This is a genomic window from Franzmannia qiaohouensis, assembly GCF_031451695.1.
Classification (GTDB): Bacteria; Pseudomonadota; Gammaproteobacteria; order Pseudomonadales; family Halomonadaceae; genus Franzmannia; species Franzmannia qiaohouensis.
In genome coordinates this window covers 338,406-364,431 of sequence record NZ_JARWAM010000002.1, presented here as the reverse complement: position 1 = coordinate 364,431, position 26,026 = coordinate 338,406, and the positions used below count along the sequence as shown (strand labels likewise).

General features: G+C 66.8%; 25 protein-coding genes. 15 read left to right on the top strand and 10 right to left on the bottom strand.

Annotated elements, in window-relative coordinates:
• Positions 1 to 154 precede the first annotated feature (154 nt).
• The 6 genes from QC821_RS03855 to edd form a co-directional block, all read right to left on the bottom strand.
• Positions 155 to 1,114 carry a carbohydrate kinase family protein gene (locus tag QC821_RS03855; protein ID WP_309717215.1) on the bottom strand — a complete coding sequence of 320 codons (960 nt, stop codon included), beginning with the start codon at positions 1,112 to 1,114 and terminating at the stop codon, positions 155 to 157.
• On the bottom strand, positions 1,111 to 2,784 hold the full coding sequence (gene pgi, locus QC821_RS03850) for a glucose-6-phosphate isomerase (RefSeq protein ID WP_309717212.1): 1,674 nt from the start codon (positions 2,782 to 2,784) through the stop codon (positions 1,111 to 1,113). Before pgi ends, QC821_RS03855 begins: the two co-directional genes overlap by 4 nt.
• A 115-nt stretch (positions 2,785 to 2,899) precedes the next feature.
• The gene (locus QC821_RS03845; RefSeq protein ID WP_309717209.1) at positions 2,900 to 3,781 is read right to left on the bottom strand and encodes an aldo/keto reductase; all 882 of its coding nucleotides are present in this window, start codon (positions 3,779 to 3,781) and stop codon (positions 2,900 to 2,902) included.
• Positions 3,778 to 4,692, bottom strand: coding sequence for a D-hexose-6-phosphate mutarotase (locus QC821_RS03840; RefSeq protein ID WP_309717206.1), 915 nt, complete (start codon positions 4,690 to 4,692; stop codon positions 3,778 to 3,780). Before QC821_RS03840 ends, QC821_RS03845 begins: the two co-directional genes overlap by 4 nt.
• Positions 4,693 to 4,710: 18 nt before the next feature.
• Positions 4,711 to 5,679 (bottom strand): glucokinase, encoded by a 969-nt coding sequence (glk, locus tag QC821_RS03835; protein ID WP_309717203.1) that lies wholly within the window; start codon positions 5,677 to 5,679, stop codon positions 4,711 to 4,713.
• A gap of 3 nt (positions 5,680 to 5,682) precedes the next feature.
• The gene (gene edd / locus QC821_RS03830) at positions 5,683 to 7,569 is read right to left on the bottom strand and encodes a phosphogluconate dehydratase (RefSeq protein ID WP_309717201.1); all 1,887 of its coding nucleotides are present in this window, start codon (positions 7,567 to 7,569) and stop codon (positions 5,683 to 5,685) included.
• Positions 7,570 to 7,753: 184 nt separating this feature from the next.
• Here edd and gap point away from each other — a divergent pair, with 184 nt between their 5' ends.
• The 15 genes from gap to QC821_RS03755 all read left to right on the top strand — a co-directional run bounded on the left by gap (position 7,754) and on the right by QC821_RS03755 (position 21,867).
• Positions 7,754 to 8,755 (top strand): type I glyceraldehyde-3-phosphate dehydrogenase, encoded by a 1,002-nt coding sequence (gene gap / locus QC821_RS03825; RefSeq protein WP_309717198.1) that lies wholly within the window; start codon positions 7,754 to 7,756, stop codon positions 8,753 to 8,755.
• Between the two features lie 182 nt (positions 8,756 to 8,937).
• Complete coding sequence (locus tag QC821_RS03820; protein WP_309717195.1) at positions 8,938 to 10,104, top strand: GNAT family N-acetyltransferase; 1,167 nt, start codon at positions 8,938 to 8,940, stop codon at positions 10,102 to 10,104.
• A gap of 331 nt (positions 10,105 to 10,435) precedes the next feature.
• Positions 10,436 to 10,783 carry a septum formation initiator family protein gene (locus QC821_RS03815; protein ID WP_309717193.1) on the top strand — a complete coding sequence of 116 codons (348 nt, stop codon included), beginning with the start codon at positions 10,436 to 10,438 and terminating at the stop codon, positions 10,781 to 10,783.
• Complete coding sequence (ispD, locus tag QC821_RS03810) at positions 10,780 to 11,490, top strand: 2-C-methyl-D-erythritol 4-phosphate cytidylyltransferase (protein ID WP_309717190.1); 711 nt, start codon at positions 10,780 to 10,782, stop codon at positions 11,488 to 11,490. The genes QC821_RS03815 and ispD overlap by 4 nt, the downstream gene beginning before the upstream one ends.
• Before the next feature lie 2 nt (positions 11,491 to 11,492).
• Positions 11,493 to 11,978 carry a 2-C-methyl-D-erythritol 2,4-cyclodiphosphate synthase gene (gene ispF, locus QC821_RS03805; protein WP_309717419.1) on the top strand — a complete coding sequence of 162 codons (486 nt, stop codon included), beginning with the start codon at positions 11,493 to 11,495 and terminating at the stop codon, positions 11,976 to 11,978.
• Complete coding sequence (truD, locus tag QC821_RS03800; protein ID WP_422719716.1) at positions 11,965 to 13,005, top strand: tRNA pseudouridine(13) synthase TruD; 1,041 nt, start codon at positions 11,965 to 11,967, stop codon at positions 13,003 to 13,005. The genes ispF and truD overlap by 14 nt, the downstream gene beginning before the upstream one ends.
• Before the next feature lie 32 nt (positions 13,006 to 13,037).
• Positions 13,038 to 13,784, top strand: coding sequence for a 5'/3'-nucleotidase SurE (surE, locus tag QC821_RS03795; RefSeq protein ID WP_309717185.1), 747 nt, complete (start codon positions 13,038 to 13,040; stop codon positions 13,782 to 13,784).
• Positions 13,771 to 14,451: a protein-L-isoaspartate(D-aspartate) O-methyltransferase gene (locus QC821_RS03790; protein WP_309717181.1), complete on the top strand. Its 681-nt coding sequence runs from the start codon at positions 13,771 to 13,773 to the stop codon at positions 14,449 to 14,451. Before surE ends, QC821_RS03790 begins: the two co-directional genes overlap by 14 nt.
• Positions 14,448 to 15,404, top strand: coding sequence for a DUF368 domain-containing protein (locus QC821_RS03785; protein ID WP_422719714.1), 957 nt, complete (start codon positions 14,448 to 14,450; stop codon positions 15,402 to 15,404). The genes QC821_RS03790 and QC821_RS03785 overlap by 4 nt, the downstream gene beginning before the upstream one ends.
• Positions 15,397 to 16,590: a peptidoglycan DD-metalloendopeptidase family protein gene (locus QC821_RS03780; protein WP_309717178.1), complete on the top strand. Its 1,194-nt coding sequence runs from the start codon at positions 15,397 to 15,399 to the stop codon at positions 16,588 to 16,590. Before QC821_RS03785 ends, QC821_RS03780 begins: the two co-directional genes overlap by 8 nt.
• 102 nt (positions 16,591 to 16,692) lie before the next feature.
• On the top strand, positions 16,693 to 17,673 hold the full coding sequence (gene rpoS, locus QC821_RS03775) for an RNA polymerase sigma factor RpoS (protein WP_309717175.1): 981 nt from the start codon (positions 16,693 to 16,695) through the stop codon (positions 17,671 to 17,673).
• 169 nt (positions 17,674 to 17,842) lie between these two features.
• Positions 17,843 to 19,306, top strand: coding sequence for a TolC family outer membrane protein (locus QC821_RS03770; RefSeq protein WP_309717172.1), 1,464 nt, complete (start codon positions 17,843 to 17,845; stop codon positions 19,304 to 19,306).
• Between the two features lie 135 nt (positions 19,307 to 19,441).
• A complete protein-coding gene (gene alr, locus QC821_RS03765; RefSeq protein WP_309717171.1) occupies positions 19,442 to 20,542 on the top strand; it encodes an alanine racemase in 1,101 nt (366 codons plus the stop codon).
• A gap of 19 nt (positions 20,543 to 20,561) precedes the next feature.
• Complete coding sequence (gene lpxL, locus QC821_RS03760; protein WP_309717414.1) at positions 20,562 to 21,476, top strand: LpxL/LpxP family Kdo(2)-lipid IV(A) lauroyl/palmitoleoyl acyltransferase; 915 nt, start codon at positions 20,562 to 20,564, stop codon at positions 21,474 to 21,476.
• 235 nt (positions 21,477 to 21,711) lie between these two features.
• Complete coding sequence (locus QC821_RS03755; protein WP_163503943.1) at positions 21,712 to 21,867, top strand: DUF1328 domain-containing protein; 156 nt, start codon at positions 21,712 to 21,714, stop codon at positions 21,865 to 21,867.
• Positions 21,868 to 21,960: 93 nt separating this feature from the next.
• Here the strand turns inward: QC821_RS03755 and ettA are convergent, their stop codons facing one another.
• From ettA to QC821_RS03735, 4 genes are all read right to left on the bottom strand, one after another.
• The gene (ettA, locus tag QC821_RS03750; RefSeq protein WP_309717167.1) at positions 21,961 to 23,622 is read right to left on the bottom strand and encodes an energy-dependent translational throttle protein EttA; all 1,662 of its coding nucleotides are present in this window, start codon (positions 23,620 to 23,622) and stop codon (positions 21,961 to 21,963) included.
• Between the two features lie 109 nt (positions 23,623 to 23,731).
• A complete protein-coding gene (locus QC821_RS03745) occupies positions 23,732 to 23,950 on the bottom strand; it encodes a PA3496 family putative envelope integrity protein (protein ID WP_309717164.1) in 219 nt (72 codons plus the stop codon).
• A gap of 188 nt (positions 23,951 to 24,138) precedes the next feature.
• Entirely contained in the window at positions 24,139 to 24,570 is a 432-nt protein-coding gene (locus QC821_RS03740) for a PAS domain-containing protein (RefSeq protein WP_095621110.1), read from the bottom strand.
• Positions 24,571 to 24,676: 106 nt separating this feature from the next.
• A complete protein-coding gene (locus tag QC821_RS03735) occupies positions 24,677 to 25,993 on the bottom strand; it encodes an MFS transporter (RefSeq protein WP_309717160.1) in 1,317 nt (438 codons plus the stop codon).
• Positions 25,994 to 26,026: the final 33 nt, after the last annotated feature.

Here is a 26,026-nt window from a genome sequence, read left to right as displayed (position 1 = left end):
GTCGCCCGGCTGAGGAGATTCGCGCGGTATTCGAGCCCAAGCGGGCCGGCCGCGCGATATGTTCAAGCCTTCACTGACGCCCGCACGCGCTAGCGACGAGCGCTGCTGTCCTCGCGGCTGCGCGAGGTATCCGGCAATCGCCTGGCGTCGTTACTCAGCGTCTCAGGCGTTCCAGGTCCTGGCGGTCGGGCAGCGCGGCATAGGCGCCTGGACGCGTCACCGCATGGGCACCGCAGCGGCACGCTACCTCCAGATAGCCGGTAAGGCGCGCTGAGTCGTGCCACCAGTCGTCGGCCGCAGTCTCGGCGAGCATCGCCAGCAGGCCCCCGATGAAGGCGTCGCCGCCGGCGGTGGTATCCACTGCCTGAACGCTGGGCGGGGTTACCTCGAGATGCTGACCGGCGCCGAATGCCTCGACCTTGCCAGGACCATCGGTGATCACCGCCAGCCTGACCCCGCGGGCCAGGCGCTCATTGATCCAGGCGACGGCGGGGTGGTCGGCACGCAGGTAGTCGAGCTCGTCGCGTGACAGCTTGATCAACTGGGCGCGGTCGAGCAGCTCGGTCACCAGGCTGATGTCGGCACTGCCCGCATCCCACAGATTGTGACGCAAATTGGCATCGACGCTGACCAGCGAACCGGACTTGGCCGCCATCTCGGCCATGGCCAGGGTAGTGTCGGCGATCTCGGGCTCGGTGAGGCTGTTGGTGCAGACATGCACGATGGCCGGCTCGGCGAAGATTCCCGCCGGCAGGTGCTCGAGGCGGTAGAGCAGGTCGGCGGCGGGCGGTCGATAGAAGTCGAAGGTGCGCTCTCCTGCCGCATCGCGGGAGACAAAGGCCAGCGCCGTGCGCGCCTCGCGGGTACGCACCACGCCGCGAGTATCGACGCCGTGGGCGGCGAGCTCGGCGGCCAGGAAGTCGCCGAAGTAGTCGTCGCCGAGCATGCCCAGGAAGCGGCTGGGCACGCCGAGCCGCGCGCAGGCGACCGCGACGTTGGCCGGGGCGCCGCCGGCGTAGGGGGTGAAGGTCTCGGCGGCGCCGTCCCCGGCGTCGCCGAGGCGGCTGGAGAGCATGTCGACGAGGGCTTCGCCGAAGGCGATGACCGGCATCATGGGGAGGTCTCCTGCTTGCCACTCTTGCCTTTGGTTTTGGCCTTGGCCTTGTCGTTGGCGGAGGTGGCGTGTTGGGGGAAATGGTCGCGCACCAGCTGCAGCAGGCCCTGGGTCGAGGCGTCGAAGTCGCTGGCGTTGGTGTCGATGCGTTCGCTGATCTCGCCGGCGATACGCTTGCCGAGCTGCACGCCCCACTGATCGAAGGAGTTGATGTTCCAGATCACGCCCTGGACGAACACCTTGTGCTCGTAGAGCGCGATCAGCGCGCCGAGGTTCTTGGGCGTCAGCTCATCCAGCAGCAGGGTGCTCGACGGGCGGTTGCCGGGACAGCTGTAGGGGTCGTGCTGGCCGTGCTCCTGGTTGTCGCCTTGGCTGCCCTCCATGAAGGCATTGGCCTGGGCCAGCATATTGGTCAGCAGCGCGAAGTGGTGATCCTCGAAGCCGGGCTCGGGCTTGAGCGACGCGATGAAGTCGATGGGCACGTAGCGGGTGCCCTGGTGGAGCAGCTGGAAGAAGGCGTGCTGGCCGTTGGAGCCGGTCTGGCCCCAGACGATCGGCCCGGTCTTGTAGTTGACCGGATGGCCGAAGATATCCACCGACTTGCCGTTGGACTCCATGTCGAGCTGCTGCAGGAACGACGGCAGCTGATGCAGCGCCTGGTCGTAGGGCACCACGGCCTGGGTCTCGGCACCGACGAAGTTGATGTACCAGATGCCGATCAGCGCCATCAGCACCGGCATGTTCTCGGCAAACGGCGCCTCGATGAAGTGGCGGTCCATCTCATGGGCGCCCTCGAGCAGCTCCATGAAACCCTCGAAACCGATCGACAGCGCGATCGGCAGGCCGATGGAGGACCACATCGAGTAGCGCCCGCCGACCCAGGCCCAGAATTCGAAGACATTCTCCTCGCGGATGCCGAACGCCATGGCCGCGCGGCGGTTGGTGGAGGCGGCGATGAAGTGGGCGCCGACGTCGGCGTCTTCGCCGGCATTGTCGAGGAACCAGCGGCGTGCGCTCTTGGCGTTGAGCAGCGTCTCCTGGGTGGAGAAGGTCTTGGTCGAGACGATGAACAGGGTGGTGGCCGGGTCGAGGCGGCTGAGCACCTTCTGGATATGCGTGCCGTCGACGTTGGAGACGAAGTGGAAGCTGAGCTCCGGGTGGCGATACTTGAGCAGCGCCCGGCAAGCCATGTTGGGGCCGAGATCCGAGCCGCCGATGCCGATATTGACCACGTCCTTGATGCGCTTGCCGTTATAGCCCTTCCATTCGCCGCTGCGCACCTCCTCGGAGAAGCGCTTGATCTGCTCGCGGGTACGCTGGATCTCGGGCATCACGTCCTGGCCGTCGACGAACACCGGGGTGTCGCCGAGGTGGCGCAGCGCGGTGTGCAGCACCGGGCGGTCTTCGGTGACGTTGATGATATCACCGGAGAACATCTGCGCGCGGCGCTGGACCAGCGCCGAGTGGTCGGCCAGTTCGAGCAGCTTGGCGAGGACCTGGTCGGAGACCTGGTGCTTGGAGTAGTCGAGAAACAGGCCGCCGACCCGCAGGCTCATCTTCTCGAAGCGCTGCGGGTCGGCGCGGAAGTAGTCGCGGATACGCTCGTCGCGGGTTGTCTGGTGCAGCCGTTCGAGCGCCTGCCACGTCACACTGCGGGTCAGTTGGAACATGCGTGTCTCCTGTTATTGTAGGGGGCCTCGATGCGCCATCGGCGGCTTGGCCATATTGAGTCAAGTGAATCGTGTCATCGTCGACGTGGCAATGGGTGCTCTTTCTGCGAGTCGCCTAGGCGACTCGCTCGCTGCGCGCCTCCTCGAGCAGGGCGTACCAGGTGCTGCGCTCCAGGGTGAGTTTGGCGCCGTCCTTGAGCTCCTCGATGCGTTCACCGCGCAGGGTGCCGATCACCGGCACCGGTGAGCCGGGCAGGGCGCGCAGCCAGGCCAGGGCCAGGCCGGCGGCGCTGGTCTCGAACTGCGGCGAGAGCCGCGACAGGCACTCGCCGAGCACGTCCTCGAACACCACGCCGCCGCCCAGCGGCGACCAGGCCAGGGGACGCAGGCCGTCGCGGGTCAGGGCGTCGAACAGGCCGTCGAACAGCGGCTCGGGGTGGGCCAGCGACAGCTGCAGCTGATGGCAGGTCAGGCGATGGCGCATGGCGCCCTGCAGGCGGCGCCACTGCTCGGGCAGGAAGTTGGAGACGCCCACTGCGCCGAGCTTGCCGGCATCGATGGCGTCATCCAGCGCGCCGGCGGTAGCCTCGACGTCCATCAGCGGGTCGGGCCGATGCAGCAGGAAGTGGTCGAGGCGCGCCACGCCGAGCCGCGTCAGTGCGGCATCGATGGCGGCATTGAGGTAGGCCGGCGAGCTGTCGTAGTGCTTGACGCCGTAGCTGGAGGGGTCGCGGCCGGGGGTGACGATACTCGCCTTGGTGACTATCTTGACCCGCGCGGCGAGGCTCGGGCGAGCGCGCAGCGCGTCGCCGAACAGCGTCTCGGCGCGACGGTCGCCGTAGATGTCGGCATGGTCGAACCAGTCCAGGCCCTGGTCGAGGCGCGCCTCGATCCAGTCGGCCAGCCGCTCGGGGGCATGCAGCTCCTCGCGCTCGTGCAGGCGCATCATGCCGAGCAGGAAGGGGGCATCGATCTGTGGCGCGTCGCTGGCGTTCATGACTGCGTCTCCAGGCTCAGGGTGGTGCCCAGCAGGTGCTGGGCGCCGGGCACCAGCCATACCGGGTCGAGTCGCGTGCAGGCGGCCTCTATGCACAGGAAGTGGCGGCCGGCCTCAGCGGGGGTGTCGTCGGGCAGGGCGGCGTCGGGATGCCAGACCACGGTGGAGTCGCTGCCCTGCTTGGCGATACGCAGGCGGCGGCGGCCGTCGTCGAGCAGCACCTCGCGGTTGGAGTGGTAGATGCGGTCGAGTGGCCCGCGCACGCCAAGCTCGCCCTGCTGCTCGCACTCGGCAAAGCCGGCCAGCTTGTCCAGGTAGCGGGCGCCGGCCAGTCCCTCGACGCGGCACTGGTGAACCTCGCCGACGGCGAAGTAGCTGTGCAGGGCGGCGCTGAACTTGATCGGCGTCTCGCCGCGATGCTCGGTGATCAGCTCGACGTGCAGGCGCTGGGCGTTGGCCTGGATCACCGCCCGCGGCACCAGCTGGCTGTGCAGCAGGATGGCCGGCGACAGGTGCAGCTCGACGCCGCCGTCGTGCTCGTCGACGGCCTCCAGCGTCCAGTCGGCCTTGCGTGCCGGGCCGTGCATCGGCCCCGAGTGGTCCGGCGACTCGTCGGCGGTGTGCTCATCGGCAAACCACGGCCAGCACAGCGGAATCCCACCGCGAATCGCCCCGGGCAGCGTCTGGGGCGTGGGCGTTACCCATAGCCAGCCGCCTTCGTCGGCGGGGCGAGAGCCTTCAGCTGTCGCGGCGTCGGGCGACGGTAGAAAATGTAACACCTGGGCGCCCTGTAACGAGACGGCAAGCTCGCCCCAGGACTCGTTGGCCAGCCACACCTCGCGACCGGCCCATTCGGTGCGGCGCTGGCCGCGGGTAGCGTCGAGCAGCGCGCGCAGCGACTCGGGAATCATTCGACCTCCTCTGTCGAGTTACTCGACTTCTTGATTGTGCAGGGCTTCGGCGGCGCCCAACAAGCCGGTCCACGGTGCGGTGACGACCCGCACTGGAATCTCGGCATTGTAGGGGTTCATGCGGCCCTTGTCGGCAAAGGCCTCGGCGAAGCGGCTGCGCGGCAGCCAGTCGAGCAGGCGTGGAATGATCCCACCGCACAGATAGACGCCGCCTCGCGCGCCCAGGGTCAGGGCGGCATCGCCGCACACGTCGCCGAGGATCTTGAGGAAGCGCTTGACGGTATCCGCGGCCACGGCGTCGCCCTGGTCGGCCGCCGCGGTCACCTCGGCGGCAGTGCCGTAGCGCGGCGTGGCGCCCTTCAGCGAGCAGTGCGCGGCGTAGAGGTCGGCCAGCCCCTGGCCGCTGAGGATGCGCTCCACCGATACGCGGCCGTAGCGATTGCGGAAATAGCGCAGCAGGTTCTGCTCGCGCTCGTCGCTGGGGGCGAAGGTCACGTGGCCGCCTTCTCCGGGCAGCGGAATCCAGGCCTGGCGCCCGGGCACCAGACCGGCCACGCCAAGCCCGGTGCCGGGGCCGATCACCAGTCGCGTGGCCCTGGCATCGGCGTGGCCTTGGGTGACGCTGATCAGCTCATCGTCGCCGACATGGGGCACGCCGAGGGCCTGGGCGGTGAAGTCGTTGAGCGTCTTGAACAGCGACAGGTCCAGCGCTGCCTGCACCTCTTGCTTGGCGAAGTCCCAGTGGTTGTTGGTCATGCTGATGCGCTCGCCGTGCACCGGGCAGGCGAATGCCAGGCACGCCTCGCGGGGCGCCAGCTCGCCCGAGTGCTCGACCCTTGCCAGGTAGTCGCGCACCGCCTCCGTCAGCCCCGCATAGTCGGCGCAGGGCAGGCTGAGGATATGCTGGGGCTCGAAGGCGCCGGGGGTGACCAGGGCGAAGCGGGCGTTGGTGCCGCCGATATCGCCGATCAGCGCGGGTCGCGGCATGGCTCAGGCATCCTCTTCGTGAATCTGCTCGACCTGACGTGCCAGGTCGTCGGCCTCGAAGCCGCCGAACACGCCGGCGCCTTCTTCTGCGCGCATTGCCAGGTGGCGGAAGCCGCCGAACAGCTCGCGGCCGAGGCCCACGTGATAGTGATCGAGGTTACCGATGCGGCGTTCGCGGTTGGCCCACTCGCCGGCGGCAAGCTTGACCTCGAGGGTGCCGGCATCGGCATCCAGGCGCACGATGTCGCCGTCGCGCAGCTTGGCCAGCGGGCCGCCATCGAGGGCCTCGGGGCTCATGTGAATGGCCGCCGGCACCTTGCCCGAGGCACCCGACATGCGCCCGTCGGTGACCAGTGCCACTTTATAGCCGCGATCCTGCAGCACGCCCAGGTAGGGGGTCAGCTTGTGCAGCTCGGGCATGCCGTTGGCCTTGGGGCCCTGGAAGCGCACCACGGCGATCACGTCGCGGTCGAGTTCGCCGGCCTCGAAGGCGCCCTTGAGGTCGTTCTGATCCTCGAAGATCTTGATCGGCGCCTCGACCAGGCGATGCTCGGGCTTGACCGCGGAGATCTTGATCACGCCGCGGCCCAGGTTGCCGTCGAGCACGGTGAGCCCGCCGGTGGCGGCGAACGGCTTGGCCACCGAGGCCAGCACCCCGCTGTCGAGGCTCTGCTCAGGGCCTTCGCGCCATATCAGCTTGCCGTTCTCGAGGAAGGGCTCCTGGGTGTAGGCGCTGAGGTCGGTGCCGAACACCGTGGGAATGTCGCTATGGATCAGGCCGGCACCGAGCAGCTCGCGGAACAGCAGGCTCATGCCGCCAGCGGCCTGGAAGTGATTGATATCGGCCTGGCCGTTGGGATAGACCTGCATCAGGCTCGGCGTGACGGCGGAGAGCTCGGTGAAGTCGTTCCAGTCGATGGTGATGCCGGCGGCAGCGGCCATCGCCACCAGGTGCAGGGTGTGGTTGGTCGAGCCGCCGGAGGCCAGCAGGCCGACGATGGCGTTGACGATGGCGCGTTCGTCGATCTGCTTGTAGAACGGCCGATACTCGCCGCCGGGCTCGCTGTTGCGGATCGCCTGTTCGGTGGCGAAGCGGGTCAGCGCCTCGCGCATCTCGGTGCCGGGATTGACGAAGGAGGTGCCCGGCAGGTGCAGGCCCATCATCTCCATCATCAGCTGGTTGGAGTTGGCGGTGCCATAGAAGGTACAGGTGCCGGGGCTATGGTAGGACTCCGACTCGGCCTCGAGCAGCTCCTCGCGGCCGACCTTGCCCTCGGCGAACAGCTGGCGCACGCGCGCCTTCTCCTTGTTGGGCAGGCCGCTGGGCATGGGACCTGCAGGCACGAACATCGCCGGCAGGTGGCCGAAGCGCGCCGCGCCGATGAACAGGCCCGGCACGATCTTGTCACATACCCCGAGGTAGAGCGCGGCGTCGAACATGTTGTGGGATAGCCCCACGGCGGTGGCCATGGCGATCACGTCGCGGGAGAACAGCGACAGTTCCATGCCCGGCTGGCCCTGGGTCACGCCGTCGCACATCGCCGGTACGCCGCCAGCAAACTGGGCGGTGGAGCCCATGGCCCGCGCCGCCGCCTTAATGGTCTCGGGGAAGACTTCGAGTGGCTGGTGGGCCGAGAGCATATCGTTGTAGGACGAGATGATGCCCAGGTTGGCGCTGTTCATCAGCTTGAGCTGATCCTTGTCCTGGGCGCCGCAGGCCGCGAAGCCGTGGGCCAGGTTGCCGCACGACAGCTCGCCGCGATGCACGCCGCGGCGATGCTGGTAGGCCATGCGCTGTTCGTAGAGGGCGCGACGCTCCGCTGAGCGCTCGCGAATTCGGGTAGTGACACGGCTGACCGTGGCATTGAGGGACGGCGCTGTAGGTGCCATGAGCAACCTCGCTAGACGGTGGGTGGTGGCAATGTTGGTAAATTTAGCAAAAAAATGCCTTGAATGTCGTCATTCTTTGGGCCAAATTAGCTTTTAGACGTAGGATAATTTCAAGTAAACGTTTTTACACTCAAACAGACAGCGGATAACAGCTGCTACCGACAGAACGCACGAGGATGCCGCCATGACGTTACGTATCGCCATCAACGGGTTCGGCCGTATCGGCCGCAACGTGGTTCGCGCGCTTTACGAGAACGGCTTTCGCCAGCAGGTCCAGGTGGTTGCCATCAACGACCTGGGTGACCCGTCGCTCAACGCTCATCTGCTCAAGCATGACACCGTTCACGGACATTTTCCTTTCGCCGTCGACCATGACGAAGAGAGCCTGAGCATCGACGGTGACCGCATCCAGATCCTCTCCGAGCGGGATCCGGCGCAGCTGCCGTGGCAGCGCCTCGAGGTCGACCTGGTGATGGAGTGCACCGGGCTGTTCACCAAGCGTGATGCCGCCGCCAAGCACCTCGCTGCCGGCGCCGGCCAGGTGCTGATCTCGGCGCCGAGTCCGGATGCCGACGCCACCGTGGTGTTCGGCGTCAACGAGGACGTGCTGACCGCCGAGCACAAGGTGGTCTCCAACGCCTCCTGCACCACCAACTGCCTGGCGCCGGTGGCCAAGGCGCTCAACGATGCCGTGGGTATCGAGAACGGCCTGATGACCACGGTGCACGCCTATACCAACGACCAGAACCTGTCGGATGTTTACCACAGCGACCCCTACCGGGCGCGCAGTGCCACCCATTCGATGATTCCCACCAAGACCGGTGCCGCTGCCGCGGTGGGCCTGGTGCTGCCGGAGCTGGCCGGCAAGTTCGACGGCCTGGCGGTGCGCGTACCGGTCATCAATGTGTCGCTGGTCGACCTGGTGTTCAATGCCGGACGCGACACCAGCAAGGAGGAGATCAACGCCATCGTCGCCAAGGCGGCGGAAGGGTCCAAGGTGCTGGCGGTCAACGCCCAGCCGCTGGTCTCCATCGACTTCAATCACGACCCCAATTCCTCGACCTTCGACGCCAACCACACCCGCGTCAATGGCCGGCTGGTCAAGGTGATGGCCTGGTACGACAACGAGTGGGGCTTCTCCAACCGTATGCTGGATACCGCGCTGGCCATGGTGGCGGCGCGCTGATCCACCCCGCGTAGCGATATCATGCCGGCGCCGCTGCATCGCGCACTCACGGCTCCGCTCGCGTGGTGGCGCCGGCATGATGTCCTACTTCTGCTCGCCACAGGGGCACCTTCGGGTGCCCCTGTGGCGTTTGTGCGGCGGCGGAGTATGCTGGGCGAGAACGCCATCAACGCGAGACACGCATGACCCATCTCGAACCTCCCCCCGCCGCAGCGACGCTGCACGTGCGCGAAGTGGCGGCGATGAGCGCCGTGCCGCAGGCGGACTGGAACGCGCTGGTCGACGATGATCACCCTTTCCTGCGCCATGAATTTCTCGCTGCGCTGGAAGCCAGCGGCGCGGTGACCGAGGGCAGCGGCTGGGTGCCGCGCCACCTTACGCTGTGGCAGGGCGATGCGCTGGTGGGGGCGCTGCCACACTACGACAAGTACCACTCCCGCGGTGAGTACGTCTTCGACTGGGCCTGGGCGGACGCCTGGGAGCGGGCCGGCGGTGCCTACTACCCCAAGGGGCTGTCGGCGATTCCCTTCACCCCGGCGCCAGGGCCACGCATGGCGTTGGCCAGCGGTGTCAACGCGCTATCGGCGGCGCGCGCCTTTGCCGCCGTGCTCGAACCCCAGGCGCGCTCCAGCTGGCACCTGCTGTTCGCCGAGCCCACCCAGGTCGAGGCCTGGCAGGCCGCCTGGCCGTCGCTGCTGACGCGCCACGGTGTGCAGTTCCAATGGCAGGATCGTGGCTTCGGCGACTTCGACGGCTTCCTCGCCGCCATGACCACCAAGCGGCGCAAGGCGATCCGCCGCGAGCGCCGGCTGGTCGCTGAGCAGGGCGTAACCCTGCGGCGGTTGGTCGGTCGAGAGATCGACGCCGCGGCGCTGGCGCACTTCTATCGCTGCTACTGCATCACCTACCTCGAGCGCGGCCAGCAGCCCTATCTCTCCCACGCATTCTTCGAGCGGTTGCGCGAGACGCTGCCCGAGGCGCTGGTGCTGATCCAGGCCCGGGTCGCAGGCAAGCCGGTGGCCGCTGCGCTTTGCCTGCAGGGTGCGCGTACCCTCTATGGCCGCTACTGGGGCAGCGAGGTGGTGGCCGACTGCCTGCACTTCGAGGCCTGTTACTACCAGGGCATCGAGCACTGTCTGGAGCATGGCTTGACCTGCTTCGATCCCGGCACCCAGGGCGAGCACAAGCTGAGTCGCGGCTTCGCGCCGGTGGCGCTGCGCTCGCTGCACCATGTCGCCGACCTGCAGCTGCGCCAGGCGGTGGCCCGCTTCTGCGACGACGAGCGGCGTCACGTCGAGGCCTACCGACTTCAGGCTGCGCAGTCGCTGCCGTTCAAGGCGCTGCCCTGAGCCCGTTATGCCAATTGCCGATGCCTCCAGCGAGGGACGCCGGGGGCAGGCCTATGAGGAGGTTTCGATGCCATGGGTGAGGAGGATTCCTCCGAACGGGCTGGCCATGGATGGCCAGCACCGGTCCTGCAAGCGGAGCAGGATGCGAGAGCGCAGCAGGGCATCGGTAGCGCCCATGGATGGTTTACAGCGCCTCCTCATCGGCCTGTCGACGGGTCAGTCCCGACTGAGTAGGGCTAATCGATTGCTCAACCGAACGGCCCGCGCGGCTCGCGGTAGCGGCGGCGTTGGTGGCATAATGCCGGCCACTATTTCGTGACAGGATGTCTCCATGCTCAAGTGGCTCGCCATCGTGCTGGTCGGCCTGATTGCGCTGCTGCAGTACCAGCTGTGGTTCGGCGACGGCGGCGTGGGGGAGCTTGCCGATATTCGCGCGCGCGCCGACGCGTTGGAGGCGCAGAACGTGCCGCTGCGCGCGCGCAATGCGCGGCTCGCCGCGGAGGTCATCGACCTGCAGACCGGCCTCGATGCCATCGAGGAGCGCGGGCGCAGCGACATCGGCATGGTACGCGCCGACGAGCAGTTCTACTGGGTGCCGGGGGTGGTGGCCGAGAGCGCCATCGTTGAGCAGCGTGCCCTGCAGTCAGCCACCCAGGCCGGCGAAGAGGCCGCACCATGAGCCGGCTGTGGCTGATCGTACCGGCCGCCGGGGTAGGGCGGCGCATGGCCGCCGACTGCCCCAAGCAGTATCTGCCGCTGGCCGGCAGCACGGTGCTGGCCCAGACTCTGGCGCGGCTGCATGCCGCCTTCCCCACGGCCACGCTGTGCCTGTGCCTGGCCCGCGACGATGTCTACTTCGATGCCGCCATGGTGCCGTTCGCCGATTGGCGCCGCATCGGCGGCGGCGCAGAGCGGGCCGAGTCGGTCGCCGCCGCGCTGACGGCAATCGCCGCCGAGGCTGCCGCTGACGACGCGGTGCTGGTACATGACGCTGCCCGGCCCTGCGTGAGCGTCGACGACCTGACTCACTTGCAGGCGGCGCTGGTCGATGAGCCCGACGGCGCACTGCTGGCCGTGCCGGTGGCCGATACCATGAAGCGCGCCGCGGCGGACGGCCGGGTCGCGCGTACCGAGCCCCGCGACGCGCTGTGGCATGCGCTGACACCCCAGGGCGCGCGCTATGGTCTGCTCTGCGATGCCCTCGCTGCGGCTCGAGCGCGCGGCGTGGCGCCGACCGACGAGGCCTCGGCGCTCGAGGCCCTGGGCCGCGCGCCACGCCTGGTGGCGGGGCGCCGCGACAATCTCAAGATCACCCATCCCGACGACCTGGCGCTGGCCGAGCAGATCCTCGCCGCCCAGGCGGCGCAGCACAAGGCACTCACATGACCCTGCGTATCGGCCACGGCTTCGATGTTCATCGCTTCGGCGAGGGCGACTCCCTGATCATTGGCGGGGTGCGGATTCCCTTCGACCACGGCTTTGTCGCCCACTCCGACGGCGACGTACTGCTGCACGCGATCAGCGACGCGCTGCTCGGCGCCTGCGCGCTGGGCGACATCGGCCGCCACTTCCCCGATACCGACCCGACCTTCGCCGGCGCCGACAGCCGCGAGCTGCTGCGCCAGGTGATGGGCATGGTGCGTGAGGCCGGCTATCGGGTCGGCAATCTCGACGCCACGCTGATGGCCCAGGCGCCCAAGATGGCCCCGCATGTCGCCGCCATGGCCGCCAATATCGCCGCCGACCTCGGCGTCGCGCCAGGCGCAGTCAACGTCAAGGCCACCACCACCGAGCGACTCGGCTTCACCGGCCGGGGCGAGGGCATTGCCGCCGAGGCGGTAGTGCTATTGATGGGTGACAATGGCGATGGATGAGTCCTGGCCGCGGGTGCTCGACGCAGAGTTCGGTGCGCCACTGCCCGGCGAATACCGTGCAGCACCCGAAGATTTCGTGGTCGAGGAGTGCCTCGACTTCGCCCCGGAAGGCCAGGGTGAGCACCTCTGGCTGTGGGTCGAGAAGCGTGACCTCAGTACACTGGAGCTGGCTCGTCGCCTGGCGCGGGCCTGCGAGGTCACGCCGCGCGACATCGGCTATGCCGGGATGAAGGATCGCGTGGCGGTGACCCGCCAGTGGCTCTCGGTCCACCTGCCCGGGCGCGAGGCGCCCGCCGACCTCGCCGAGCGGCTGGCCGACGCGCCGCTGGCGCTGCTCGAGCAGTGCCGCCACCCGCGCAAGCTCAAGCGCGGGGTGCATCGCGCCAACCGCTTCACCTTGCGCCTGAGCGGCGCGGTGGTCGACGACCCGCGGCTCGAGGCGCGCTGGCAGCGGCTGATCGAATCCGGCGTGCCCAACTATTTTGGCCCGCAGCGCTTCGGCCCCGGGGGCCGTAACCTGGTCAAGGCGCGGGCGATACTCGCCAAGGGCTGGCGCAAGCGCCATGACCGCGAAGGCATGCTGCTCTCCGCGGCGCGCAGCTACCTGTTCAATCAGCTGCTGGCGCGGCGTATTGCCGCCGGCGACTGGGACACGCCGCTCGACGGCGAGCTGCTGGTGCTCGACGGCAGCGCCAGCCAGTTTGCCAGCGACGGCCTCGACGCTGCGCTACTCGAGCGTGCGCGGCGTCTCGACGTGCATCCCAGCGGCGTGCTGTGGGGTACGGGAGAGGCGGCTACCAGCGCCGCGGCGCTGGCCCATGAGCAGGCCGTGATCGCTGAGGAGGCGGCGCTCGCCGAGGGGCTGGTGCGCGCCGGGGTGCGCATGGGGCGGCGGGCGCTGCGTGTGCGGCTCGATGAGCCGAGCCTGATGTATGATGAGGGCACCTTGACGCTGGGGTTCTCGCTGCCGCGGGGGGCCTTCGCCACCGCGGTGCTGCGCGAGCTGATCGACCATCCCAGCCTATGACATTCGACCACCATCGCCAGCGGGAGAGCGCAATGCGCAAACTATTACTGTCCAACGATGATGGGGTGCATGCGCCAGGCCTGCATGCCCTCTATCAGGCGCTGAGCCAGCATGCCCGGCTGCGGGTAGTGGCCCCGGACCGCGACAAGAGCGGTGCCAGCAATTCGCTGACCCTGAGCCGGCCGCTGGCGCTCAACGCCATGGATAATGGCTTCTACAGCGTCGACGGCACGCCTGCCGACTGCGTCTACCTCGGCGTCAACGGGGTGTGGGACGACAAGCCCGACCTGGTGGTGTCGGGCATCAACCACGGCGGCAACCTGGGCGACGACGTGCTCTACTCGGGCACCGTGGCGGCCGCCATGGAGGGCCGCAACCTGGGCATGACGGCAATCGCCATGTCGCTGGTCGGTACCCGCCACTTCGAGACCGCCGGGCGGGTCGCGGCGAGCCTGATCGGCGCTGCCGAGCAGCTGTCGCTGCCGCCGCGAAGCCTGCTCAACGTCAATGTGCCGGACCTGCCGTGGGAGGAGATTCGCGGCTTCAAGGTCACCCGGATGGGCTTTCGCGGCCCCGCCGCGCGACCAATGAAGGTCGAGGATCCGCGCGGCCGTGTGCGCTACTGGATTGCGGCGGCGGGCGAGAATGCCGATGATGGACCGGATACCGACTTTGCCGCCGTCGAGGCGGGCTATGTGTCGATTACGCCGCTACACACCGATCTGACCCGGCATGCGGCACGTGAAGACGTTCAAGGCTGGCTGGATGCACTCACCTGATTTGAGCCGAGACAGGCTGCTGGGCGTTGGCATGACCTCGCAGCGCACCCGCGACCGGCTGGTGGCGCGCCTGGCGGCGTCCGGTATCGACGACCTCGAGGTGCTCGAGGTGATCGGCCGCGAGCCGCGTCACCTGTTTCTCGACGAGGCGCTGTCGCATCGCGCCTACGAGGATACCGCGCTGCCCATCGGCCACGGCCAGACGCTGTCGCAGCCGTGGATGGTGGCGCGCATGACCGAGCTGGTGGTGGCCGAGGCGCCGCAGCGGGTGCTCGAGATCGGCACCGGCTCCGGCTATCAGACGTTGATCCTGTCACGGCTGGTGCCGCTGCTGTGGTCGGTGGAACGCATTCGCGCCCTGCACCAGCGCGCCGCGGTGCGACTGCGCTGGCTGAATGCCAGCAACGTGCGTCTGCGGCTTGCCGACGGCGGGCACGGCTGGCCCGAGGCGGCCCCCTATGACGCCATTCTGCTGACCGCCTGCGCCAGTGAGCTACCCGAAGCGCTGCTGGCCCAACTGGCCGATGGCGGCACTCTTATTGCCCCGCTGGAGGCACCCGACGGTCGTCAATGGCTGACCCGGGTGCGCCGGCGCGGGGCACGATTCGATTACCAGCGGCTCGAAGGGGTACGTTTCGTGCCGCTGCTGGAAGGAGTCATTCGTTGAAGCGTCACACCTCGATTTTTCTCAAGGGCGCCGGCATGGGGGCGGCCGATGCGGTGCCCGGCGTGTCCGGTGGCACCATCGCCTTCGTCACCGGCATCTATGAGGAGCTGATTGACTCGATCAAGCAGTTCGGCCCCAGCGCCTTCGTTGCCTGGCGGCGTGGCGGCCTGGCGCAGCTCGCCTGCCATCTCAACCTGGGCTTCGTGATCCCGCTGGTGCTGGGCATAGCCGCTAGCCTGGTCAGCGTTGCACACCTGGTGGTGTGGCTGATGGAGGCCCAGCCAGTACTGCTGGACGCCTTCTTCTTCGGTCTGGTGGCCGCCTCGGCCTGGGTGGTGAGCCGCAGCCTGCCGGACTGGCGGCTATGGCATATCCTGCCGCTGGCGGCGGGGTTGCTGCTTGCCAAGGGGCTACCGGCGTTGATGCCGCTGATCAACCTGCTCGGCGCCGACTATCTGATGCTGGTGGTGGGCGGGGCGATCGCCATCAGCGCGATGTTGCTGCCCGGGGTGTCGGGCAGTTTCCTGCTGCTGACGATGGGGCTTTATGGTCCGGTGATGGCCGGCATCAGGGGCTTCGATCTGACCCTGATCCTGCAGTTCGGCGCCGGCTGTGCGCTGGGCCTGTTCTTCTTCTCACGGCTGCTGTCGTGGCTGTTGCACGCCTATCACACCGCCACCCTGCAGCTGCTGATCGGCTTCATTATCGGCTCGCTGCCGCTGCTGTGGCCGTGGCGTGAGCTGGTCAGCTACCGGCTGGGGCCGGACGACCAGATGATTCCGCTGGATTACCGCTACCTGCTACCCGGCGACTATGCCGTGCTCGTCGGTGGTTCGGCACAATTGATCCCCGCGCTGGCCTTGATGCTGGCAGGGCTGTTATTGGTGCTGGCGATCAGCCGAGGGAACCAGGCCCCGGCGCGCCGGCATGAGGAGGAAGGTTCCGATGCGTAAGGTTTTTTTGGTATCCGCCGTGACCCTGGCGATGACCGGCTGTGCGGCGCAGCAGGGCGGGGACACCCAGCGCGTGCAGGTGCGTGACCTGACCATGAGTCGCGAGCAGTCACCGGTCAGTCAGTACACCGTGGAAGCCGGCGATACCCTCTATGGCATTGCCTGGCGCCACGACATGGATTTTCGTGAGCTGGCCCAGCTCAACGATATTGGCCCTCCTTATCGGCTGCAGCCAGGCCAGGAACTGCGCCTGGCCGAGGGCGCCCAGGTGGCCTCGCGCAGCGACGGCGAGCGCCAGCGCGGCGCCCAGGTCACCGGCGCTGTCGACCAGCAGGACGGCGATCTGAGCTGGCTGGCGCCGGACCAGCAAGCCATCGAGCGTAACCGCCGCCTTACGGCCCAGCCGCTGGAGGATTCCGGCACTAGCGCCGAGGCCCTGGAGGGGGCGGCAATGGCCGCCAGCGGCGAGGCGCCCAGCGACGCCCCGGGCCCGCTGTTCGACTACTCCAGCCCTGGGGCCGACGGTAGTCTGAGCGAGCGTGATCGGGCCGAGCGCGAAGCCCTGGCGCGCGAGCAAGCCCAGCGTGAACAGGCCGAGCGTGACGCCGCCCCCAGCGACACGGCGGTAGCGGCCAGCGAGCAAGCCGGGGTCGTTGCCGAGCCGGAACAAGAGCCGCAGCTGAGTGACACACAGCCGTCATCGACCAGCGGTGATACTCAGGAGAGCGCCGCCACCGATGCCGGTACCGCCGTGGCGGGCCAGGCCGAAAGCAGCGCCAGCGAGCGCAGTCAGCGCAGCTTTACACCGGTGGCCGAGGTCGACTGGCAGTGGCCGGCAGACGGCGAGTTGACCGGCCGTTTCGGCGAGGGCGGCAGCATCACCGCCGGCATTGATATCGGCGGACAAAAGGGGCAACCTGTCAAGGCAGCAGGGCCAGGCATCGTGGTGTACGCGGGCAGCGGCGTGCGGGGCTACGGCAATCTGATTCTCCTCAAGCACAACGACGAGTATCTGAGTGCCTATGCCCATAACGACACGCTCCGTGTGGCCGAGAATGACGTAGTCGACGCCGGTGAGGTCATTGCCACCATGGGCGATACCGATGCCGACAGCGTCAAGCTGCACTTCGAGGTGCGTCGTAACGGCCAGCCTCAGGACCCCCTGGATTACTTGCCATCGCGCTGATGTCGATGGCCCGCGGTACAACAACAACAGACAGCGGCGGCTCACGTCCGTGTGCCCGATGAGTCGCCAGCATGACCGGGCAGTGCACAACGGGGTAGTGATATGAGCATGATCGAACAGGATCTTCAGGACGTCGACAACGCCGAGGTCGAAATCGTCGAAGACGTCATTGATGACGAGGAAGAGAGTGGTGCCAAGGATGAGCAGGAGTTCGAAAAAGCCCTTAATCGCGAGGAAAACACGTATCACCACAGCCTCGATGCGACCCAGATCTACCTAAACGAGATCGGTTTTTCGCCGCTGCTGACCCCCGAGGAAGAGGTCCATTACGGCCGCCTGGCGCAGGCCGGCGACCCTGCCGGCCGGGCGCGCATGATCGAGTCCAACCTGCGGCTGGTGGTCAAGATCGCCAGGCGCTATCTCAACCGCGGCCTGTCGCTGCTCGACCTGATCGAGGAGGGCAATCTTGGCCTGATCCGAGCGGTAGAGAAGTTCGACCCCGAGCGCGGCTTCCGCTTCTCGACCTACGCCACGTGGTGGATTCGCCAGACCATCGAGCGGGCGCTGATGAACCAGACGCGCACCATCCGCCTGCCGATCCATGTGGTCAAGGAACTCAACATCTACCTGCGTGCCGCTCGCGAGCTGACCCAGAAGCTCGACCACGAAGCGACCGCCGAGGAGATCGCCGATTTCCTCGACAAGCCGGTGGCCACGGTCAAGAAGATGCTGGGTCTCAACGAGCGGGTCTCCTCGGTGGACTATCCGATGGGCGGCGAGAGCGACAAGCCGCTGATCGAGACGCTCACCGACGACAACGACCTGGGGCCCGAGTCGTCGCTGGTCGACGTCGACGTCAAGCAGCACGTCGACGAGTGGCTGGCCGAGCTCACCGACAAGCAGATGGAAGTGGTGGTGCGCCGCTTTGGCCTGCGCGGCCATGAGGCAGCGACCCTCGAGGAGGTCGGCGAGGAGATTGGCCTGACCCGCGAGCGAGTGCGCCAGATCCAGGTCGAGGCGCTCAAGAAGCTGCGGCGCATGCTCGAGAAGCAGGGGTTGTCGCTGGACGCCATCTTCGAGTGACGGTGATGGAAAGCGATGCTCATAGCGCGGGCGGCCAAGGCCGCCCGCGTTGCACGTTATTTGCACCTCGCCAGATGATGATGATTGCCGAGAGACGCCTTTCATGCCCGTCATGCGCAGCTAGGCAGCGACGCGGGGGCATACCGCCAAGGAGCGAATGAGTACCGCCATGACATCCAATCGCACTTCACTGTTCCCTGCACGGCGCTGGCTGGTGCTGCTCATTGGCCTGGCCGCAGCGCCGGCCCAGGCCACCGATCTGCTCAGCGTGGCTCGCGATGCATTGCTCAATGATGCCGGGCTGGCCTCGGCGCGGGCCGAGCTGGAGCGGGTTGGCGCCGGTCGCGACGTCGAGCGCGGCGGCCTGCTGCCGCAGCTCAGCGCCGGCTCGAGCCTGAGCCACAACCGCACCTATTCGTCCCAGGGACGTGGTGGTCAGGTGGGGGACCCCGGCGGTGTCGGCGATGGCCTGGTGGTCGACGACGAACAGGACTTCAACTCGTTGAGCGTCAGCCTGGATGCCAGCCAGGCGCTCTATGATGCCAGCCGTTTCGCTCAGCTTGAGCGCGCAGAGCGCCTCACCGGCCAGCAGGCGCTGTCGCTCGAGGTCGCCGAGCAGCAGCTGCTGTTCGACGTGGCCAGCGCCTACTTCGAGATCCTGCGCGCCGCCGATATCCTCGAGGCGCGGCGCTCCCAGGAGACCGCCATCAGCCGCCAGCTGGAGCAGGCCGAGGAGCGCTTCGAGGTCGGCCTGACGGCGATCACCGATGTGTTCGAGGCGCAGGCCTCGTTCGACCTGGCGCGGGCCCAGCGGATCGCCGCCGAGAACGCCCTGCAGATCAGCTTCGAGGCCCTCGAGCGCCTCACCGACCAGCGCTATGCCAGCATCGACGGCCTCTCCGACGAGTTGCCGGTAGAGCCACCGACACCGGCCGAGCGCAATGCCTGGGTCGAAATGGCGCTCCTCAACAGCCCCATGCTGATGATGGCCGAAGCCGGTATCGAGGTGGCACGTAGCGACCTCGACATCGCCCGCGCCGGCCGACTGCCGACCCTTGAAGCCTTCGCCAACTACCAGTACTCGGATACCGATCGCAGCGGCGTGTCGGGTTACAACTCCGACAGTCAACTGGGGGTACGTGCCAGCGTGCCGCTCTATACCGGCGGGACCACCAGCGCACAGATTCGTCAGAACACCTTCGGCCTGGAGGTCAGCCAGTACGATTTCGAGGCCCAGCGCCGCGACACCGTGCAGCAGGTGCGCTCGCTGTATACCCAGGTCAGCAACGACGTGGAGACCGTCGAGGCGCGGCGTCAGGCGATCGCCTCCAACCAGAGCGCGCTGGATGCGACGCGCTCCGGCTACGAGGTCGGCACGCGCAATATCGTCGATGTGCTCAACGCCGAGCAGAACCTGTTCAATGCCATCGCCGACCATGCCGAGGCGCGCTACGACTACGTACTTGGCCTGCTCGAACTGCGCCAGCAGTCCGGGACCCTCGACGGCGAGGCGATCCAGGGCGTCAACCAGTGGCTCGATGCCAGCCAGGGGATCTCCCTGGATCTGCCCGACGAGGCAGGTGGTCGTGACCCGGCGCTCGACATCGGCACGCGGCCAACGCCCCCTTCCTGAGGGATATTTGCCGGTTATAGGTCTTACTTTAGATAAAAACGCCATATCTTGTCCTCGATATGGCGTTTTTATCCGTGTAATTGGCGAATGAATGACAAATAATCATGGCGCCCTTTTTATGCATTGGAGTCCTCGATGGCCCGCCCGCTGATTGCCGACATCGACCTCGACGCGCTGCGTCACAACTACTGCCTGGCCCGCGACCTGGCGCCCCACAGTCGTGCCATTGCGGTGCTCAAGGCCGATGCCTACGGCCACGGCCTGGTACCCTGCGCCAAGGCGCTGGCGGAGCTGGCGCCAGCGCTGGCGGTGGCCTCTATTGAGGAGGCCGAGGCGCTGCGGGCGGCGGGTATCGAGACGCCGATCATGCTGCTCGAGGGCTTCTTCGAGGCCGCCGAACTCGAGCGCATCGAAGCGCTCGGACTGTGGAGCGCGGTGCACAGTGCCTGGCAGGTCGATGCGCTACTCGCCTACCGCCCGGCGCGGCCGCTGCCGGTATGGGTCAAGGTCGACTCGGGGATGCACCGACTGGGCTTTCCTCCCGAGCAGCTGGCTGCCCAGTGGGCGCGGCTCGCCGCCGCCGATGACCGGGTCAGCGACCTGCACCTGATGAGCCACTTCGCCACCGCCGACAGCGTCGATCCCAGCTACTTCCAGCACCAGATGGGCATCGTAAGGGCGCTTGCCGATGAGCTCGGTGCGCCCACTTGCCTGGCCAATTCGCCGGCCACGCTGGCCCGGCCCGAAGCCCACGGGGCCTGGAATCGGCCCGGCGTGATGCTCTACGGCAGCGACCCGCTGGAGACCGCCAGTGACGCCAGTCGCCGGCTTGCCCCGGTGATGACGCTGCGCTCCGAGATCATCGCCCTGCGCGAGCTGGAGGCGGGGGAGCGGGTGGGCTATGGCGGTCGCTGGCAGGCAGCGCGGCGCTCACGGATCGCCGTGGTGGCCGCCGGCTACGGCGATGGCTACGACCGTCACGCCGAGGACGGTACCCCGGTGCTGGTCAATGGACGGCGCTGCGCCATCGCCGGCAAGGTGTCGATGGACATGCTGACGGTGGATGTGACCGACGTTGCCGACGCCGATATCGGCAGCGAGGTGGTGCTGTGGGGGCGGGCCAGCAACGGCGCGCTGCTGTCGGTGGACGAGGTGGCACGTCACTGTGCCACGATCAGTTATACGCTGCTTACCGGGGTGCTGCCGAGGGTCCCGAGACGGTATCATGGCGGCTGATTTCAGCCGCGAGACCACCATGTCCAAGGATGCTACCTCGTCGTTTCTTCATCCACGCTACTGGGGCGCCGCGCTCGCCATCGGCCTGATGCGCGTTGGTGCCTGGCTGCCGTGGCGACTCAAGCTGGCCGTCGGGCGCTGCATCGGCTGGCTGGCCTGGCGCCTGGCCAAGCGCCGGCGGCGGATTACCGAGACCAATATTGCGCTGTGTTTTCCCGAGCTCGACGCCGACGCTCAGCGCCGGCTGGTGCGCGAGACCTTCCTGGCCAACGGCATCGGTATCCTCGAGACCGCCACCGGCTGGTGTCGGGATCCGGAGCATCTGCGCCATCGCGTGACCTTCAAGGGCCAGCAGCACATGGCCAAGGTACAGGCAGAGGGCAAGGGGGCGCTGATCATCGGCGTGCACTTCTCCACCCTGGACCTTGGGGGAGCGCTACACTCGCTGTTCTTTCCCGCCGACGTGGTCTATCGCCCCCACAATAACGCGCTGTTCGAACGCTTCATGACCCGCGCCCGCAAGCGCATCTTCGGCACCGCCATCGATCGCCATGACCTGCGCGGGGTGGTACGACGGATCAAGGCCGGCCATCACGTCTGGTACTCGCCGGATCAGGACTTCGGCCGCGACGTCAGTGTCTTCGCGCCGTTCTTCGGCGTCGAGGCGGCCTCGATCAAGCTCACCGCCAAGATCGCCCGCATGACCGGCGCGCCGGTCATGCCGCTGATGTTCCACCGCAACCCGGACAATCGCACCTACACTCTCGAGTACCTGCCACCGCTGGAGAACTTCCCCAGCGGAGATGAGGTCGCCGACGCGGCGCGCATCAATGCCTTTATCGAGGCGGCGATACGCAAGCACCCCGAGCAGTACCTGTGGCTGCATCGGCGCTTCAAGACCCGCCCGGAAGGTGAGCCCTCGCTGTATTCATAAACCTGCCTCTGGTCAGAGCGAGCACAGTTGCCTCCAAGCGAAGGACGCCTGTCTACGGATCAGATCCGAGCGTTCTGGCTATCTGCGATAGTTTGGTGGCCAACAACATGGACTTGACGCGTCGGTCAATACGTACAAGGCTAGTAGTCGATGGCCGACACTATGCGGTCGGTCGAACGGAGTGCCGGATTGCATTGTGGATCCGGAGGACTGATAACCGAGGAAAGGAGTTCCCATGCTTGGCAACGCCATGCTGTTTCTGATAATTGCCGTGATCGCCGCCGTTCTAGGCTTCAGCGGTATTGCCGGGGTGGCATCGACCATTGCACAGGTGCTGTTCGTACTGTTTCTGATCCTGTTCGTGGTCTCGCTGATTCGCGGACGACGCTGACCCTCGAACCAGGGCCTGCCGGCCATGGACTCGATAAGCACAAGGCCCCGCCAGTGGCGGGGCCTTGTGCGTCATGCCGATCACCAATAGCGATCAGGCGTCGATACGCTTGTACTTCATGCGCTTGGGGGTATCGCTGCCGACCCGCTTGCGGTGGTCCTCTTCGTACTCCTGATAGTTGCCCTCGAAGAACACCACCTGGGAGTCGCCCTCGAAGGCCAGGATATGGGTCGCGATGCGGTCGAGGAACCAGCGGTCGTGGGAGATGATCATGGCGCAGCCGGGGAAGGCCAGCAGCGCCTCTTCCAGCGCCCGCAACGTCTCGATGTCTAGGTCGTTGGAGGGTTCGTCGAGCAGCAGTACGTTGGCACCCTGCTTGAGGGTCTGGGCCAGCTGCAGGCGACCGCGCTCGCCGCCGGAAAGCTCGGACAGGCGTTTCTGCTGGTCGTTGCCCTTGAAGTTGAAGCGTCCCACGTAGGCGCGTGACGAGACTTCGTAGCCGTTGATGTTGAGGATGTCCTGTCCATCCGACACCGATTCCCAGACCGTCTGCTTGTTGTCCAGGGCATCGCGCAACTGCACGACGTGGGCAATCTCGACCGTATCGCCGAGCACCACCTCGCCGCTGTCTGGCTGCTCTACGCCATCGATCAGCTTGAACAGCGTCGACTTGCCCGCGCCGTTGCCGCCGACGATGCCGACGATGGCGCCCTTGGGGACGCTGAACGACAGGTCTTCGTAAAGCAGCTGGCCATCGAAAGCCTTGCTGACGCCGTGGAACTCGATGACCTTGTCACCCAGGCGTGGGCCAGGTGGTATATAGATCTCGTTGGTCTCGTTGCGCTTCTGGAAATCGCCGGACTGCATCTCCTCGAAGCGGTTGAGGCGCGCCTTGCTCTTGGCCTGACGGCCCTTGGCGTTGCTGCGCACCCACTCCAGCTCTTGCTTGATGGCCTTGTTCTTCGAGGCTTCCTGCTTGGCCTCTTTCTCCAGGCGGCTCTCCTTGGCCTCGAGCCACTGCGAGTAGTTGCCCTCGAAGGGAATGCCCTGGCCGCGGTCGAGTTCGAGAATCCAGCCGGCGACGTTGTCGAGGAAGTAGCGGTCGTGGGTGACGGCAACCACGGTGCCTGAATAGTCGTGGAGAAAGCGCTCCAGCCAGGCCACCGACTCGGCGTCGAGGTGGTTGGTGGGCTCGTCGAGCAGCAGCATGTCGGGGCTCGACAGCAGCAGGCGACACAGCGCTACGCGGCGGCGTTCGCCGCCGGAGAGGTTGCCCACCTTGGCATCCCAGGGCGGCAGGCGCAGCGCCTCAGCGGCGACTTCGAGCTTGCGCTCGATGTTATGGGCATCCGCCGCCTCGATGATGTTCTCGAGGCGTGCCTGCTCGCTGGCCAGGGCGTCGAAGTCAGCGTCGGGCTCGGCGTAGGCGGCGTAGACGGCGTCGAGCTTCTCCTGGGCAGCCTTGATCTCGCCCAGCGCCTCTTCGACGGATTCACGGACGTTCTTGTCGTCGTCGAGCTCAGGCTCCTGGGGCAGGTAGCCGACGTTCAGGCCCGGCATGGGGCGGGCCTCACCTTCGATTTCGGTGTCGACACCGGCCATGATGCGCAGCAGTGTCGACTTGCCCGAGCCGTTGAGGCCTAGCACGCCGATCTTGGCGCCGGGAAAGAAGGACAGCGAGATGTCCTTGAGAATATGTTTCTTGGGGGGCACGACCTTGCCCACCCGGTTCATGGTGTAGACGTATTGCGCCATGGGATTCCATCTAAGTTGCGGGGTTTCAGTGGCCACGATGATAGTGGCCGGGGCGGCGAATGGCTAGTTTACCCCAGTGGCACCGCCCATGATGATGCCTCGCTTGGCGCTACTCCTCTTCGTCGTCGAGTCGCCAGTCGTCCTCGATGGCACGCTTCAGACGGCGCTCCTCGAGCAGACTCTCAACTTGGCGGCGCGCGCGCAGGGTGTCGGCACGCGACGTGCTGCGGGTGCGAGTTTCCTGCTCGGGTGAGTAGCTATCATCGTTGACGGCGTCGAAGCCGTCTGCGTCGTCGCTGAGGGTGTTGGTGAGATGATCTCGGCGCATGCGATGCCTCCCATGACCGTTCGAAAGATCGATAGGGCTATCTCGACGCAGTGGTCGATGATAGCGGTCAACGGCAGAACATGGCTGCCATCAGGATGCGGCGGCATCCTGATGGCCTTATAGCCTCGACGGGGAGTGAGTACAAGAGGGCGGGGCGAGTTTTTTTCGCGGGCCAGGTGCAGGGCCGGTCAATGGCCCTGCTCGGCGCGCAAGCGCTCGACCTCGAGCTGCGCCTCGACGCGCTCGGTGACGTCCTTCTGGACGCCGATGTAGTAGGTCAACTGGTCGGCGTCATCGTATACCGGCGTGATCGACAGCTCGTTCCAGAACAGCGTGCCATCCTTGCGGTAGTTGCGCAGCACCTCGCGACATGGTCGGCCGTCGGCCAGCGCCTGGCGAATGTTGTCGAGGCCCGGCTGGTCGCGGTCGTCGTTCTGCAAAAAACGGCAGTCGCGGTACAGGATCTCGTCGGCGCTGTAGCCGGTCAGGCGCTCGAAGCCCTGATTGACATAGATCAGGATGTTCTCGTCACCCTCCTGTTCGGCCACCACGATGCCGTCTTCCGAGGCATCGACGATGCGTTCCAGCAGGGCTGGGCTGATCATTGGCGGTCTTTTCATGCGCGCGCGTTCCTGTCGTACCCTGATTCGTTAACTATCATCTGGCTACATAATGGCCAGACGTGGCTGGCATTTCAATGTGTTGCCACTTTACGGAGCAATCGGCTCACTGTTCTACCTCGGGTAATCGCTGTGCACTGACGGCGGCACATAGCGCGGTGGCGGCCAGTATCGCCAGCAGGGCGGTAGTGCCGAGCCACTGCGCCAGCGCGCCGATAGCGCCGCCCACAAGCAGCATCAGGGCACCGGTGAGGGTATTCGACAGCGCCACGTAAAGCGCCCGTTGGTCCTGGTTGGCCATGTCGACCAGGTAGGTCTTGCGGCCCAGGCGCACGCCGGCGTGGACCATGACCAGTAGCCCGTAGCCCAGCGCATAGGGCCAGACCGTTTCGCTCCAGCCGCCGGGTAGCCAGGCGGCGGCCGCGACCAGCAGGCAGCACAGCGTAGTCCCCAGGCCGGCATCGCGCATCACCCGGCGGCTCGAGACATCGGCACGCTTGCCCCATAGCGGGCTTGCCAGCATGCCGGCAAGCCCCGAGACGACAATCAGTATGCCTAGACCACCCAGTTCGGTACCGCTCTGCTGCTGGCCGAGCAGGGCGATATAGGGCAGCGCAAGGGCGCTTGCGAGCAGCAGGGCACGGGCCACATTGAAGTGACGAAAGGTGTGATCGTCGCGCATCAGCCGCAGTCCGAGCTTGATGCTGTCCCAGGCGTTTTCACCGCCTTCCACGGCACCGGGTGACTCGGCGATGCGCGCCGCACACAGCGCATTCAGCGCCCAGCCCAGCGCTGCGATGATCAGCAGCACGGCCAGTGCCAACTCGCCGGGGCGCTCATCGAACAGCATCAGCACCGCCCCGGCGGCGAGAGTCACGGCGCCCGCCACGCTGCCGCTCCAACCCATCAGCGTGCCGCGCCGCTGCTTGCTGATGGTCTTGCCGAGCACGTCCTTGGTAGCAATCGACGATAGCCCCCGGGCCAACGACAGTGCCACCAGCACGGCCAGCACCAGGGTGCCACCCAGCCCGCCGTTGCCGAACAGCGCCAGCAGTGCCAGCAGCAATGCGGAGGCGGCCTGCAGGGCGCCGCCCAAGACCCAGGCCCACTTGCGCTGCGGCTGGAGGCGAATGACGCCGGCCACGAACAGCTGTGGCAGTAGCGAGCCGGATTCGCGGATCGGTACCAGCAGGCCGACCATCCACACGGGCGCGCCGATCACCCCCATCAGCCAGGGCAGTACCAGTCGCGCGCTGGAGAGTTCATCGGCCAGCTTGTTGCCCAGCGCCGCCAGCAGGTGGAGGAAGAAATTGCGCGGTTGCTCATCGCAGGCCTCCTCGGGAATGTCCTTGCACATGCGGCTGTCGTCGTCGCCGGTCAGCCACTCGAAGAGGCGGCTCTGACTGATCTCGGGGGCGGCCATGCGTGCTCCTTGGCTGTTATCATCGCCTTTCAT

Bases quoted from the DNA above. Each gene is read 5' to 3' on its own strand.
- QC821_RS03855 (WP_309717215.1), bottom strand. From the start codon at position 1,114: ATGATGCCGGTCATCGCCTTCGGCGAAGCCCTCGTCGACATGCTCTCC.
- pgi (WP_309717212.1), bottom strand. From the start codon at position 2,784: ATGTTCCAACTGACCCGCAGTGTGACGTGGCAGGCGCTCGAACGGCTG.
- QC821_RS03845 (WP_309717209.1), bottom strand. From the start codon at position 3,781: ATGAACGCCAGCGACGCGCCACAGATCGATGCCCCCTTCCTGCTCGGC.
- QC821_RS03840 (WP_309717206.1), bottom strand. From the start codon at position 4,692: ATGATTCCCGAGTCGCTGCGCGCGCTGCTCGACGCTACCCGCGGCCAG.
- glk (WP_309717203.1), bottom strand. From the start codon at position 5,679: ATGCCGCGACCCGCGCTGATCGGCGATATCGGCGGCACCAACGCCCGC.
- edd (WP_309717201.1), bottom strand. From the start codon at position 7,569: ATGGCACCTACAGCGCCGTCCCTCAATGCCACGGTCAGCCGTGTCACT.
- gap (WP_309717198.1), top strand. From the start codon at position 7,754: ATGACGTTACGTATCGCCATCAACGGGTTCGGCCGTATCGGCCGCAAC.
- QC821_RS03820 (WP_309717195.1), top strand. From the start codon at position 8,938: ATGACCCATCTCGAACCTCCCCCCGCCGCAGCGACGCTGCACGTGCGC.
- QC821_RS03815 (WP_309717193.1), top strand. From the start codon at position 10,436: ATGCTCAAGTGGCTCGCCATCGTGCTGGTCGGCCTGATTGCGCTGCTG.
- ispD (WP_309717190.1), top strand. From the start codon at position 10,780: ATGAGCCGGCTGTGGCTGATCGTACCGGCCGCCGGGGTAGGGCGGCGC.
- truD (WP_422719716.1), top strand. From the start codon at position 11,965: ATGGCGATGGATGAGTCCTGGCCGCGGGTGCTCGACGCAGAGTTCGGT.
- surE (WP_309717185.1), top strand. From the start codon at position 13,038: ATGCGCAAACTATTACTGTCCAACGATGATGGGGTGCATGCGCCAGGC.
- QC821_RS03790 (WP_309717181.1), top strand. From the start codon at position 13,771: ATGCACTCACCTGATTTGAGCCGAGACAGGCTGCTGGGCGTTGGCATG.
- QC821_RS03780 (WP_309717178.1), top strand. From the start codon at position 15,397: ATGCGTAAGGTTTTTTTGGTATCCGCCGTGACCCTGGCGATGACCGGC.
- rpoS (WP_309717175.1), top strand. From the start codon at position 16,693: ATGAGCATGATCGAACAGGATCTTCAGGACGTCGACAACGCCGAGGTC.
- QC821_RS03770 (WP_309717172.1), top strand. From the start codon at position 17,843: ATGACATCCAATCGCACTTCACTGTTCCCTGCACGGCGCTGGCTGGTG.
- alr (WP_309717171.1), top strand. From the start codon at position 19,442: ATGGCCCGCCCGCTGATTGCCGACATCGACCTCGACGCGCTGCGTCAC.
- lpxL (WP_309717414.1), top strand. From the start codon at position 20,562: ATGTCCAAGGATGCTACCTCGTCGTTTCTTCATCCACGCTACTGGGGC.
- QC821_RS03755 (WP_163503943.1), top strand. From the start codon at position 21,712: ATGCTTGGCAACGCCATGCTGTTTCTGATAATTGCCGTGATCGCCGCC.
- ettA (WP_309717167.1), bottom strand. From the start codon at position 23,622: ATGGCGCAATACGTCTACACCATGAACCGGGTGGGCAAGGTCGTGCCC.
- QC821_RS03745 (WP_309717164.1), bottom strand. From the start codon at position 23,950: ATGCGCCGAGATCATCTCACCAACACCCTCAGCGACGACGCAGACGGC.
- QC821_RS03740 (WP_095621110.1), bottom strand. From the start codon at position 24,570: ATGAAAAGACCGCCAATGATCAGCCCAGCCCTGCTGGAACGCATCGTC.
- QC821_RS03735 (WP_309717160.1), bottom strand. From the start codon at position 25,993: ATGGCCGCCCCCGAGATCAGTCAGAGCCGCCTCTTCGAGTGGCTGACC.